This window comes from Mycobacterium sp. E3251 (genome assembly GCF_001666835.1).
GTDB lineage: Bacteria > Actinomycetota > Actinomycetes > Mycobacteriales > Mycobacteriaceae > Mycobacterium.
Map to the genome: position 1 here is coordinate 121,823 of NZ_LZJF01000034.1, position 11,739 is coordinate 133,561.

9 protein-coding genes are annotated in these 11,739 nt (G+C 66.4%); 8 read left to right on the forward strand and 1 reads right to left on the reverse strand.

Annotated elements, in window-relative coordinates; all coding sequences use genetic code 11:
• Positions 1–22 precede the first annotated feature (22 nt).
• The 3 genes from tig (at position 23) to clpP2 (ending at position 2,784) form a co-directional block, all read left to right on the forward strand.
• A complete protein-coding gene (gene tig / locus A5697_RS04825) occupies positions 23–1,426 on the forward strand; it encodes a trigger factor (protein ID WP_067948330.1) in 1,404 nt (467 codons plus the stop codon).
• A 126-nt stretch (positions 1,427–1,552) separates the two neighbouring features.
• Positions 1,553–2,143 (forward strand): ATP-dependent CLP protease proteolytic subunit ClpP1, encoded by a 591-nt coding sequence (clpP1, locus tag A5697_RS04830; protein ID WP_040622585.1) that lies wholly within the window; start codon positions 1,553–1,555, stop codon positions 2,141–2,143.
• Positions 2,140–2,784: an ATP-dependent CLP protease proteolytic subunit ClpP2 gene (gene clpP2 / locus A5697_RS04835; protein WP_067948328.1), complete on the forward strand. Its 645-nt coding sequence runs from the start codon at positions 2,140–2,142 to the stop codon at positions 2,782–2,784. The genes clpP1 and clpP2 overlap by 4 nt, the downstream gene beginning before the upstream one ends.
• Before the next feature lie 52 nt (positions 2,785–2,836).
• On the opposite strand, the gene mmuM is transcribed toward clpP2, so the two are convergent.
• Positions 2,837–3,718 (reverse strand): homocysteine S-methyltransferase, encoded by an 882-nt coding sequence (mmuM, locus tag A5697_RS04840; RefSeq protein ID WP_197500916.1) that lies wholly within the window; start codon positions 3,716–3,718, stop codon positions 2,837–2,839.
• Between the two features lie 321 nt (positions 3,719–4,039).
• On the opposite strand from mmuM, the gene clpX reads away from it, so the two are divergent.
• The 5 genes from clpX to mobA all read left to right on the forward strand — a co-directional run bounded on the left by clpX (position 4,040) and on the right by mobA (position 10,528).
• On the forward strand, positions 4,040–5,320 hold the full coding sequence (gene clpX, locus A5697_RS04845) for an ATP-dependent Clp protease ATP-binding subunit ClpX (protein ID WP_055400128.1): 1,281 nt from the start codon (positions 4,040–4,042) through the stop codon (positions 5,318–5,320).
• Between the two features lie 45 nt (positions 5,321–5,365).
• Positions 5,366–6,616, forward strand: a complete 1,251-nt coding sequence (locus A5697_RS04850; RefSeq protein WP_156673158.1) for an MFS transporter — start codon at positions 5,366–5,368, stop codon at positions 6,614–6,616.
• A 243-nt stretch (positions 6,617–6,859) separates the two neighbouring features.
• Complete coding sequence (locus A5697_RS04855) at positions 6,860–8,833, forward strand: 2-oxoacid:acceptor oxidoreductase subunit alpha (RefSeq protein ID WP_156673159.1); 1,974 nt, start codon at positions 6,860–6,862, stop codon at positions 8,831–8,833.
• Positions 8,830–9,921, forward strand: a complete 1,092-nt coding sequence (locus A5697_RS04860) for a 2-oxoacid:ferredoxin oxidoreductase subunit beta (RefSeq protein WP_067211553.1) — start codon at positions 8,830–8,832, stop codon at positions 9,919–9,921. Before A5697_RS04855 ends, A5697_RS04860 begins: the two co-directional genes overlap by 4 nt.
• A 1-nt stretch (position 9,922) precedes the next feature.
• Positions 9,923–10,528: a molybdenum cofactor guanylyltransferase gene (mobA, locus tag A5697_RS04865; RefSeq protein ID WP_068008458.1), complete on the forward strand. Its 606-nt coding sequence runs from the start codon at positions 9,923–9,925 to the stop codon at positions 10,526–10,528.
• The last annotated feature ends 1,211 nt before the right edge of the window (positions 10,529–11,739 follow it).

Genomic DNA, 11,739 nt, shown 5'->3' on the forward strand with positions numbered 1-11,739 from the left:
ACGACCACCGAGGAGCACCCCCGTGAAGAGCACCGTCGAGCAGTTGAGCCCCACCCGGGTCCGCATCAATGTGGAGGTGCCGTTCTCCGAACTCGAGCCCGATTTCCAGCGCGCCTACCGGGAGCTGGCCAAGCAGGTGCGGCTTCCCGGCTTCCGGCCCGGTAAGGCGCCGGCGAAGTTGCTGGAGGCCCGCTTCGGCCGGGAGGCGCTGCTCGACCAGGTCGTCAACGAGGCGCTGCCCGCGCGGTACGGGCAGGCGGTCGTCGATTCGGAAGTGCAGCCGCTGGGCCAGCCCGAGATCGAGGTCACCAAGAAGGAGTACGGCGAGGAGCTGGCGTTCACCGCCGAGGTCGACGTCCGCCCCAAGATCGAGCTGCCGGACCTCGGCGCGCTGAAGATCTCGGTGGACCCCATCGACGTCAGCGACGAGGACGTCGACGCCGAACTGGAGTCGCTGCGCGCCCGGTTCGGCACGCTGACCGGCGTGGACCGGCCGGTGGCCACCGGGGACTTCGTCTCCATCGACCTCTCGGCCACCATCAACGGCGAAGAGGTGCCGGGGGCCGCCGCAGAGGGCCTGTCCCACGAGGTCGGGTCGGGCCGGCTCATCGCCGGTCTCGACGACGCGCTGGTCGGGCTGTCGGTCGATGAGTCCCGTGAGTTCACCGCCCAGATGGCGGCCGGCGAGCATGCCGGGCAGGACGCGCAGGTGACGGTCACAGTCAAGTCGATCAAGCAACGCGAGCTCCCCGAGCCCGATGACGAGTTCGCCCAATTAGCCAGCGAGTTCGACACCATCGAGGAGCTGCGGTCGAGCCTGCGCGACCAGGTGGGGCGGGTCAAGCGCGCCCAGCAGGCCGACCAGATTCGCAACGCCGCGCTGGACGCGCTGCTCGAACAGGTCGACGTGCCGCTGCCGGAAGCGATCGTCAAGGCCCAGGTCGACAGCTCGCTCCACGACGCGCTGCACAGCCTCGACCACGACGAAGCCAAGCTCGAAGAGGCGCTCGCCGGGCAGGGAAAGACCCGCGAAGAGTTCGAGACCGAGACGCGCACCGCCGCGGAGACGGACGTCAAGAGGCAGCTGCTGCTGGATGCGCTGGCCGACGAGCTGGAGGTGCAGGTCGGCCAGGACGACCTGACCGAACGGCTGGTTGCGACGTCTCGGCAATACGGCATCGAGCCGCAGCAGCTGCTGGGCTACCTGCAGGAGAACAACCAGCTGCCGGCGATGTTCGCCGACGTGCGGCGCGGGCTGGCCATCGCCGAGGTGGTGCGGGCGGCGACGGTCACCGACACCGACGGGAACGCCATCGACACCAGTGAGTTCTTCGGCAAGCGTTCGGACGATGCCGAGCCGGCCGGCGAGGCCGAGGAAGCTGGAGACGCCGACGACGCCGAGGCCCCCGGCGACGAAACGGAGTGACCGGTTTGACGCTGTGAGCGAAAGCGCCCAATTGAGGGGGAGCGTGGCCGCGAAACAGTGGGCTCGGTTGGTTAGTGTCGGTGCATAGAAGAACTCGAGAAAGCAGGTAACCCAGTCGTGTCTGACATGCGTTCGCCCTCGCAAGGGCTCAACCTCACGGACTCGGTCTATGAGCGCTTGCTCTCCGAGCGCATCATCTTCCTGGGTTCGGAGGTGAACGACGAGGTCGCCAACCGGCTGTGCGCGCAGATCCTGTTGCTCGCCGCCGAGGACGCCGACAAGGACATCTCGCTGTACATCAACTCCCCGGGCGGATCGATCAGCGCCGGCATGGCCATCTACGACACCATGGTGCTGGCGCCCTGCGACATCGCCACCTACGCGATGGGCATGGCGGCCTCGATGGGCGAGTTCCTGCTCGCGGCCGGCACCAAGGGCAAGCGCTACGCGCTGCCGCACGCGCGCATCCTGATGCACCAGCCGCTCGGCGGGGTGACGGGCAGCGCGGCCGACATCGCCATCCAGGCCGAGCAGTTCCACGTCATCAAGAAGGAGATGTTCCGGCTGAACGCCGAATTCACCGGGCAGTCGATCGAACGCATCGAGGCCGATTCCGATCGCGACCGCTGGTTCACCGCCCAGGAAGCACTGGAATACGGGTTCGTCGACCACATCATCACGCGTGCCGCCCACATCACCAACGGAGAAGCCCAGTGAGTACTCAGCACCCTCAGACCCAGCCGCAGGCGCGCTACATCCTGCCGTCGTTCATCGAGCACTCCAGCTTCGGCGTCAAGGAGTCGAACCCCTACAACAAGCTGTTCGAGGAGCGCATCATCTTCCTCGGCGTCCAGGTGGACGACGCGTCGGCGAACGACATCATGGCGCAGCTGCTGGTGTTGGAGTCGCTGGACCCCGACCGCGACATCACCATGTACATCAACTCTCCCGGCGGTGGCTTCACCTCGCTGATGGCGATTTACGACACCATGCAGTACGTGCGCGCCGACATCCAGACGGTGTGCCTGGGCCAGGCCGCCTCTGCCGCGGCGGTGTTGCTGGCCGCTGGAACTCCCGGCAAGCGGATGGCGCTGCCCAACGCGCGGGTGCTGATCCACCAGCCGTCGCTTCAGGGCGTGATCCAGGGCCAGTTCTCCGATTTGGAGATCCAGGCCGCCGAGATCGAGCGGATGCGCACGCTGATGGAGACCACGCTGGCCCGCCACACCGGTAAGGACGCCGCGACGGTCCGCAAGGACACCGACCGCGACAAGATCCTGACCGCCGAAGAGGCCAAGGACTACGGGATCATCGACACCGTCCTGGAGTACCGGAAGCTCTCCGCGCAGAACGCCTAGGTCTCCTCGCCGAACGTGCTCCCATGGCGAGATTTCAGCCGATTTACCGCCCTCAGAGCACGTTCGGCAACACGGTCGTCACCTCGGCGATGCTGGCCGGCCCCACCCGGCAGCAGCCGCCGACGATGCGTGCCCCTGCCGTCACCCACTGTGCGGCCAGCCGCGCGGAGAACGAACGCGGCCCCGCCCAGCCCGTGCCGTTCCACCGCTCGCCGCTGTTGGGGTAGACGATCACCGGCTTGCCGGTCGCCGAGGCGATCTCTATCGCCGGCAGCACGTCCTCGGGTGCGCAGCAATTGACGCCGATCGCGACGATCTCGCGCACCCCGGCGGCGACGGCGAACGCCTCGGCCAGCGGTTGCCCGGCCCGGGTCCGGGCGCCGTCGATGGTGTAGCTGAGCCAGGCCGGCGCGCCGACGGAACGGACCAGATCGACCAGCGCCTCGGCCTCGTCGATGTCGGGCACGGTTTCGCACGCCAGCACATCGGCGCCGGCGCCGGCCAAGGTCTCCAGCCGGGGCCGGTGCCATCGCCGCAGGGCCGCCACGGATAGGCCGTAGCGTCCGCGGTATTCGGATCCATCGGCCAATGCGGCGCCGTACGGGCCGACCGACGCGGCGACGAGAAGCCCGCTCACGCCCACCTCGTCACGCGCGGTCTTCGCGAGTTCGACGCTGCGGCGCAGCAGCCCGGCGGCTTCGGCTCGGTCGATCCCGCGGGAAGCGAAGCCCTCGAACGACGCCTGGTAGCTCGCCGTCGTCGCGATCGCGGCGCCCGCGCGATAAAACGCGGCGTGGACGGCGACGATTTCGTGCGGCGCGTCGGCCAGCAGCCTGGCCGACCACAACGCATCGGAGAGGTCGTGACCGCGCGCCTGCAGCTCGGTGGCCAAACCACCATCGCTGATCAGTACTGATCCGCTGATCAGAGCCATTCCCACCCGGCCACTGTAGGGTGATTTCTTGGGGATCTGCCCGGGCTTCGCCGGGGTCGGCATCCCCGGCGGAAGTGGCAATCGGTCGGCGCACCAGCCTCGGTCGGGTAACGACCGCGACACGCCAAAGACACGCAAAGCGCGTCTTTCGCGAGTGACGGGCGCCGTCTGGCTATATGTTTCATCAAGACGAACATGCATGAATACCACCGACGCGATTCGGCGCTAACGGTCGCGTCGGGCCCGATCTAGCGGGTAGCGTCGGGGGATACATGCGGCACGGCTACACGAACGGCGAAAAGGAAGTAGGCCCTCAGCAACATGGCGCGCATCGGAGACGGCGGTGACCTGCTGAAGTGCTCGTTCTGCGGGAAGAGCCAAAAGCAGGTCAAGAAGCTCATTGCTGGCCCCGGTGTGTACATCTGCGACGAGTGCATCGACCTCTGTAACGAGATCATCGAAGAGGAGCTGGCCGACGCCGACGACGTCAAACTTGACGAACTCCCCAAGCCGGTTGAGATCCGGGAATTCTTGGAGGGCTACGTCATCGGGCAGGACACCGCCAAGCGGACGCTGGCCGTCGCCGTCTACAACCACTACAAGCGCATCCAGGCCGGGGAGAAGGGCCGCGACTCCCGGCACGAGCCGGTTGAGCTGACCAAGTCCAACATCTTGATGCTCGGTCCCACCGGCTGCGGCAAGACCTACCTGGCGCAGACGCTCGCCAAGATGCTCAACGTGCCGTTCGCCATCGCCGACGCCACCGCGCTCACCGAAGCCGGATACGTCGGTGAAGACGTCGAAAACATTCTGCTCAAGCTCATTCAAGCCGCCGACTACGACGTCAAGCGCGCCGAGACCGGAATCATCTACATCGACGAGGTCGACAAGATCGCCCGCAAGAGCGAGAACCCGTCGATCACCCGCGATGTCTCCGGCGAGGGCGTGCAGCAGGCGCTGCTGAAAATCCTTGAGGGCACGCAGGCATCGGTTCCCCCGCAGGGCGGCCGCAAGCACCCGCACCAGGAGTTCATCCAGATCGACACCACCAACGTGCTGTTTATCGTCGCGGGGGCGTTCGCCGGCCTGGAGAAGATCATCTACGAGCGCGTCGGCAAGCGGGGTCTGGGCTTCGGCGCCGAGGTGCGCTCGAAGGCCGAGATCGACACCACCGACCACTTCGCCGAGGTCATGCCCGAGGACCTGATCAAGTTCGGTCTGATCCCCGAGTTCATCGGCCGGCTGCCGGTGGTCGCCTCGGTGACCAACCTGGACCGGGAATCGTTGGTCAAGATCCTCTCCGAGCCGAAGAACGCTCTGGTCAAGCAATACACCCGGCTGTTCGAGATGGACGGCGTGGAGCTCGAGTTCACCGACGACGCGCTCGAGGCGATCGCCGACCAGGCGATCCACCGCGGCACGGGTGCCCGCGGTCTGCGCGCCATCATGGAAGAGGTCCTGCTGCCGGTGATGTATGACATCCCGAGCCGCGACGACGTCGCCAAGGTCGTGGTGACCAAGGAGACCGTGCAGGACAACGTGCTGCCGACGATCGTCCCGCGCAAGCCGTCGCGCACCGAGCGCCGCGACAAGAGCGCCTAACACTTCTTGCGGTCGAGCGGCCGCGCATTTGGGTACTAGATGCGCATGCCGGCCGCCGCTGCCACCCCCAGCCCCGTTCCGCGCCGGCTGACGGGCGCGCTCGACCTGCTGAACTTCCTGCTGGCCGATGTCCGCGACGGGCTGGGTCCCTACCTGTCGATCTACCTGCTGCTGGCCCACCACTGGGATCAGGCGTCGATCGGGTTCGTCATGGCGGTCGGCGGGATCGGGGCGATCGTCGCGCAGGCACCGGCCGGCGCGTTGGTGGACCGGAGTACGGCGAAACGGGCGCTGATCATCGTCGGCGCGTTGACCATCACGGCCGGTTCGTTGGCGATGCCGTTGTTCCCCGGCTTCTATTCGATCTCGGTATTGCAGGCCCTCACCGGCATCGCCGGCTCGGTCTTCGCCCCCGCGCTGGCCGCGATCACCTTGGGCGTCGTGGGTCCCCGTTACTTTTCCCGGCGAATCGGACGCAACGAGTCGTTCAACCATGCGGGGAACGCGTCGGCCGCCGCCATCACCGGCGGGCTGGCCTATTTCTTCGGGCCGGTGGTGGTGTTCTGGGTGCTTGCCGTCATGGCGGCCGCCAGTGTGCTTGCGACGCTGCGGATTCCGGCCGACGCGATCGACCACGACGTCGCCCGGGGCATGGACCACGTGCCGGGAGGGCCGCACGAGACGCCGTCCCGGATCGCGACGCTGCTGCACAACCGCAGGCTGATGCTCTTCGCCGCGACGGTCATTGCGTTCCACTTCGCCAACGCCGCGATGCTGCCGCTGGTCGGCCAGCTGCTGGCGCTGCACAACAAGGACGTCGGGACCGCGCTGATGGCGGGCTGCATCGTCGCCGCGCAGGTGGTCATGGTGCCGGTGGCATACTTCGCCGGAGCCAAGGCCGATTCGTGGGGACGGAAGCCGATCTTCCTGATTGGCTTCGCGGTGTTGGCCGCCCGCGGATTTCTCTACACCGCGTCCGGTAACCCGTACTGGTTGGTCGGCGTGCAGCTGCTGGACGGCATCGGGGCGGGCGTGTTCGGCGCGCTCTTTCCCCTCGTGGTCCAGGACGTGACGCACGGCAGCGGCCGGTTCAATGTCAGCCTCGGCGCCGTGACCGCCGCTACCGGGATAGGCGCCTCGGTGTCCAATCTTGTTGCGGGCTGGATCGTGGTGGCGGCCGGCTACAACGCCGCGTTCGCTTTCCTGGGAGCGCTCGCGGGCGCGGGCTTTCTGCTGTACCTGATCGCCATGCCCGAAACGGCGCCCAGAGAACTGGCCGCCACCGCGCGGAAGTGACCAATACCACACTTTTCAAGCGTCGGCGGCACCGTCCCCCGGCTGACATCGCTTTTAGGTGCAAAACCGCTGCATGTAATGGATTAGAGACGACCATTCTCGTCTTAGAGAGTCTTAAAGAAGTGCCATAATTGGTACCACCACTGACACACAGCGCGAGGGCGCGGGACTCGCTTGAACAGCGCGTAACCTAAAGCTCCAGCAGCGAAGTGCCTATCCGGATGACGAGTGGAAGGCGGATACGTGGATCCGAACGGCAGCGGAGCCGGGTCTGATTCTCACAACGGCTCGAACGGGTCGCCTTCCGGTGGCGGGTCTGACCGTCAACGCCTGGAGCAAGTCGTCATTCGCTTCGCCGGGGACTCCGGCGACGGGATGCAGCTGACCGGCGACCGGTTCACCTCGGAGGCAGCGCTTTTCGGTAACGACCTGGCGACCCAGCCGAACTATCCCGCTGAGATCCGCGCCCCCGCAGGCACCCTGCCCGGCGTCTCGTCCTTCCAGATTCAAATCGCCGATTACGACATCCTGACCGCCGGTGACCGCCCCGACGTGCTCGTCGCGATGAACCCGGCGGCGCTCAAGGCCAACCTGGGCGACCTTCCGCGCGGCGGCATGGTGATCGCCAACTCCGACGAGTTCACCAAGCGCAACCTGACCAAGGTGGGTTACGTAACGAACCCCCTCGAGTCCGACGAGTTGTCCGACTACGTCGTGCATTCGGTCGCGATGACCACCCTGACGCTGGGCGCCGTCGAGGCGATCGGCGCGTCGAAGAAAGACGGTCAGCGCGCCAAGAACATGTTCGCGCTGGGTCTGCTGTCGTGGATGTACGGCCGCCCGATCGAGACCAGCGAGAAGTTCATCCGGGAGAAGTTCGCCCGCAAGCCCGACATCGCCGAGGCCAACGTCTTGGCGCTCAAGGCGGGCTGGAACTACGGCGAAACAACCGAGGCGTTCGGCACCACCTACGAGGTGTCGCGGGCGACATTGCCCGCTGGCGAATACCGCCAGATCTCCGGCAACACCGCGATGGCCTACGGCATCGTCGCGGCGGGGAAGCTGGCCGACATTCCGGTGGTGCTCGGCAGTTACCCGATCACGCCGGCGTCGGACATCCTGCACGAGCTGTCCAAGCACAAGAACTTCGACGTCATCACCTTCCAGGCCGAGGACGAGATCGGCGGCATCTGCGCCGCAATCGGCGCCTCGTACGGCGGTGCCCTCGGAGTGACAAGCACATCGGGCCCGGGGATCTCACTGAAGTCCGAAGCGTTGGGTCTCGCGGTGATGACCGAATTGCCCTTGCTGGTCATCGACGTTCAGCGCGGCGGGCCCTCGACCGGCCTGCCGACCAAGACCGAGCAGGCCGACCTGCTGCAGGCGTTGTACGGCCGCAACGGCGAGTCGCCGGTTGCCGTGCTGGCGCCCCGCTCGCCGTCCGACTGCTTCGAAACCGCGCTCGAGGCGGTGCGCATCGCGGTCTCGTATCACACCCCGGTGATCGTGTTGTCCGACGGCGCGATCGCCAACGGCTCGGAGCCGTGGCGCATTCCGGACGTCGGCACACTGCAGCCGATCAAGCACACGTTCGCCAAGCCGGACGAGCCGTTCCAGCCCTACAACCGCGATCCCGAGACCCTCGCGCGCCAATTCGCCGTACCGGGCACCCCGGGCCTCGAGCATCGGATCGGTGGCCTGGAAGCGGCCAACGGCTCGGGCGCCATCTCCTATGAACCGGTCAACCACGACCTCATGGTTCGGTTGCGGCAGGCCAAGATTGACGGCATCTCGGTTCCCGACCTCGAGGTCGACGACCCGACCGGAGACGCCGAGCTGCTGCTGATCGGCTGGGGCAGCTCGTACGGCCCGATCGGTGAAGCCTGCCGGCGCGCGCGACGCAAGGGCGTCAAGGTCGCGCACGCGCACCTGCGCTACCTGAACCCGTTCCCGGCGAACCTGGGTGATGTGTTGCGGCGCTACCCGATGGTGGTGTGCCCGGAAATGAACCTGGGCCAGCTCGCTTTGCTGCTTCGCGGCAAGTACCTGGTCGACGTGCAATCGGTGAGCAAGGTTCAGGGCGTCGCATTCCTCGCCGACGAAATCGGGCGTGTCATCCGCGCTGCGCAGGGCGGCACGCTGGCCGAAATCGAGCAAGACAAGACGATGGTCGCCAGAATGGCGGCAGCAACGGTTGGAGCGGGAGCTATCGAATGACCGACCTGATGGGAAACCTGGCAGGCACGGACCTTGGGCTGACCCCGAGGCTGAAGAAGAACGATGGTGTGCCCACCACGGATCAACCGCAGAAGGGCAAGGACTTCACCAGTGACCAAGAGGTCCGTTGGTGTCCCGGGTGTGGGGACTACGTCATCCTCAACACCATCCGCAACTTCCTGCCCGAGCTCGGGCTGCGTCGCGAGAACATCGTGTTCATCAGCGGCATCGGTTGTTCGAGCCGGTTCCCGTATTACTTGGAGACGTACGGATTTCACTCGATCCACGGACGCGCGCCGGCCATCGCGACCGGCCTGGCGCTGGCCCGCGAGGACCTGTCGGTGTGGGTGGTCACCGGCGACGGCGACGCGTTGTCGATCGGTGGCAACCACCTCATCCACGCGCTGCGCCGCAACGTCAACATCACGATCTTGTTGTTCAACAACCGGATCTACGGGCTGACCAAGGGCCAGTACTCGCCGACGTCGGAGGTCGGCAAGATCACCAAGTCGACGCCGATGGGATCGCTGGACCACCCGTTCAATCCGGTGTCGTTGGCGCTGGGTGCCGAGGCGACGTTCGTCGGCCGTGCGCTCGACTCAGACCGCAACGGACTGTCCGAGGTGTTGCGCGCCGCCGCCGAGCACCGCGGCGCCGCGGTCGTCGAAATCCTGCAGGACTGCCCGATTTTCAACGACGGCTCCTTCGACGTGCTGCGCAAGGAGGGCGCCGAGGAACGGGTGATCAACATCCGCCACGGCGAGCCGATCACCTTCGGCGCCGACGGCGAGTACTGCGTGGTGAAGTCCGGCTTCGGCCTCGAATTCGCCAAGACCGCCGACGTGTCCGTCGACGAGATCATGGTGCACGACGCGCACACCGACGACTCGGCCTACGCCTTCGCGTTGTCGCGCCTCTCCGATCAGAATCTCGATCACACCGTGCTCGGAATCTTCCGCGATGTCAGCCGGCCCACGTACGACGACGCGGCGCGCTCGCAGGTGCAGGCCGCCCGGGCCGCGAAGCCGTTCGACGACGCCGCCCTGCAGTCGCTGCTGCGTGGTCGCGACACCTGGACCGTCGACTGACGTGGGCGACACGAGTTCACTGGCCGGCGTAGTGCTCGCCGGCGGCGCATCGCAGCGAATGGGGCGTGACAAAGCGAGCCTGCCGGTGCCCGGGTCCGCGGGCTCCGACGCGACCACGATGGTCGAACACGTCGTCGGCATCCTCCAACAGCGTTGCGACCCAGTCCTTGTCATGGCCGCCCAAGGCCAGCCGTTGCCCGAACTGCACGCTCGGGTCATGCGCGACGAACTGCGCGGCCTGGGCCCGCTGCCGGCGACGGGGCGGGCATTGCGCGCGGCCGCCGATGCCGGCGCCCGGCTCGCGTTTGTCTGCGCCGTCGACATGCCGTTCCTGGCGGTCGAACTCATCGACGACCTCGCCCGCCGGGCGCTGGAGACCGGTGCGGAAGTGGTGCTGCCCTGGGACGGCCAGGACCACTACCTTGCCGCGGTGTACCGGACAGACCTGGCCGACCGGGTCGACGCATTGGTGGCCGCCGGCGAGCGCAAAATGCGTGCCTTGGTGGACTCATCGGATGCCCAGCGCGTCGTGACATCGGATTCGCGGTGGCTGACCAACGTCAACACCGACGCCGAGCTCCGCGCCCTCGCACAGCCCCGGCGCTGACGGCGATCTTGCGCGCGCGTCGAAATCGCGTCGCATAAATTCTGCGTTAAATTCGAGCACCGACAACGCGCGCGAATATCCAAGCTTATTCGACATAAGACGAGTGCGCCGCTTCGACAGCGGCCAAGTGACGCGGCATCGGCGGAATAGGTAATCCGCGCGCGGAGCGTGATCTGTTGGCGCACCGCAAGTTTCAGGCCGATTGTCCGTTGCTTCATTGGAAGTCGCGGTGTCTATGCATCTGCCGCCAACCCGAATCGCCGATCCCGTGAGCAAATTGGCGTGGACGGCCGGGCGGCCCGCCGAGGTGTTCGCACGAGCGGCCGGCTTGCATGGTTGCGGCCTCGACGGTATGCGCAAGGCGATCGAAAAGCACTATGCGAGAACAATTTTCAGGGCATTCCCAGGCCCGGCGCGGCGATCCCCGCCGACGTGAACGCAGGCTATTCGAACGATGCAAGTTAGCCAGCAGCACAACATAATTCGCTGACATGGTCGGGCGTGGCGCGTGACGAAGCAACGTAACTTGTTGTAGGCTGCGCCCCTTCGCGACCCCGGACCCGAGTCCGTTGGACCCGAAACGGCCTCAAGGCGGTACCGCAAATACGTGCGCCAGTTCACAAAATGGGCGTGATTCGGCTCACGATTTGAAAGGCCGTGCGATTGTTGGGTACTTCGCGGAAACGCGCGGTTGACCTGCCAGAATGGCGACGGTATTGCGCCGTGATCACCCCGTTACCGAAACGAGATGGACGTTTTCCGAAGATGACGAACGCGGCTGGTTCTCGTACGGTCCCTGTTAGCCCGCAACGGGTTACGGAAGAGTAACTGAAAACAGAATCACGGACCCGCGTGTGAGCGGGGCTGCGGACGGCCAAGGCCAGTCCGCGGCCGACGGGTAGCAGCCCGCCGGGCGATTCGAGCCCACCGCTGTCGTGCCGGAACAACTCGGCACGTTCCGAAGCAGGTTTCCCGCATCAACCAGAGACCGTCAGCCCACCCCCGTGGGCTTGCTTTGGCGCGCGCGCACCGCGAAAGGAAAGATATTGAAGAACGTCCGTAAGACGCTCGTTCTTGCCGCGGTCACGGGCACCCTCGTGACCATCCCGTCGGCCACCGCAACTGCGGAGCCCACGGGTTTCGACCCCAACATGGCGCCCGCCGGGGCACCTGACGCGCCCCCGCCGGCCCCGGCGGGCGCCATGTTGGGG

Excerpts from the sequence above, each read along its gene's own strand:
- clpP1 (WP_040622585.1), top strand. The coding sequence starts at position 1,553 with ATGCGTTCGCCCTCGCAAGGGCTCAACCTCACGGACTCGGTCTATGAG.
- clpX (WP_055400128.1), top strand. The coding sequence starts at position 4,040 with ATGGCGCGCATCGGAGACGGCGGTGACCTGCTGAAGTGCTCGTTCTGC.
- A5697_RS04860 (WP_067211553.1), top strand. The coding sequence starts at position 8,830 with ATGACCGACCTGATGGGAAACCTGGCAGGCACGGACCTTGGGCTGACC.
- mmuM (WP_197500916.1), bottom strand. The coding sequence starts at position 3,718 with ATGGCTCTGATCAGCGGATCAGTACTGATCAGCGATGGTGGTTTGGCC.
- A5697_RS04850 (WP_156673158.1), top strand. The coding sequence starts at position 5,366 with ATGCCGGCCGCCGCTGCCACCCCCAGCCCCGTTCCGCGCCGGCTGACG.